At 37.7% G+C, this 1,141-nt stretch carries 1 pseudogene; it reads left to right on the forward strand.

Annotation, left to right across the window (positions count from 1 at the left end):
- Nucleotides 1-80: 80 nt before the first annotated feature.
- Nucleotides 81-794 (forward strand): annotated as a pseudogene (locus tag EI161_RS14445) (PLP-dependent cysteine synthase family protein); the annotation flags it as partial.
- Nucleotides 795-1,141 lie beyond the last annotated feature (347 nt).

A 1,141-nucleotide genomic window follows, 5' to 3' on the forward strand; every position in this document is an offset into this window, starting at 1 on the left:
AAACGACTTATCTAAATTATTTTATGATATTTGTCCAAGGCATAACTCTTTTATGATGCAGTGACTATAGTACTGGCTCATCACTTGCCTTTGTTTGTGCCGTCAAAGGCTACAAATTTAAGATTGTGTCATCAAATGCTTTTGCTTCAGAGAAATTAAAAACCATGGCAGCTTTTGGGGCTGACTTAGATCTCATATACAGTAAGTCAGGAAAAATTAGCGCAGATCTTATTCCTGATATGATTAGTAGGTCAATTGAATACGGAAAGAAAGAGAATTACTTTCTTACTGATCAATTTTCAAATTTAGATGCGCTACTAGGCTACGAGACGATTGGCCAAGAGATTGTTGAACAATTTCCTAAAGGCGTAGATGGATTTTGTGGTGCGGTAGGCGTTGCTGGTATGGTAATGAGTGTTGCCAAAATACTAAAAAAGATCAATCCTAATACTAAAATATGTGTACTTGAACCTGCAACCTCTCCGTTTATATCGAAAGGATATGCTGGTGAGCATCATGTAGAGGGAATTGGTATTGGCTTTAGGCCTCCTTTTTTGGATGATCATCTTTACGACGAAGCTTGGGGTATCTCTGAATCTGAAGCGCGCAATATGTGCAAAGAGCTAGCTGAAAAAGAAGGTATTCTTGCTGGTACTTCTACAGGGATAAATGTGGTAGCCGCAATCAAATTGGCTAAAGAATTAGGACCTGGGAAAACTGTCGTGACTGTTGCATGTGATACAGGACTTAAATATATGGCTGGTGGTCTATTTGATACTCAAATAGAACAATAGAATCCATTGTACGAGTAAGAAAAGCTCAAGATTTTATATGAACCGTCCCGGTATTGTCATTGTCGGAGACCTAATATTCTAAGAGAATACGACAATGAAAACACGACACTATACTTAATTACAAAAATAGGCGGTATAACATTAATGCTCATTGCCGTTCTATTGTTTGTAAGTGTGGTGCTTACTGTCTAAAAGCATTCGCTCGTTAATAAAAAACTGCTTAGATTAACACATGAAGTGCAATACCAAATGTGAGGTGAAAAAAAGACCTAGATGCGCTAGCATCAAAGTTTTTATCCACCGACCAAAGTGAGATTGCAACCATGAACTATACACATCTAAGCCTA

The organism is Psychrobacter sp. FME5, from assembly GCF_014861375.1.
In the GTDB taxonomy this organism is placed as follows: domain Bacteria; phylum Pseudomonadota; class Gammaproteobacteria; order Pseudomonadales; family Moraxellaceae; genus Psychrobacter.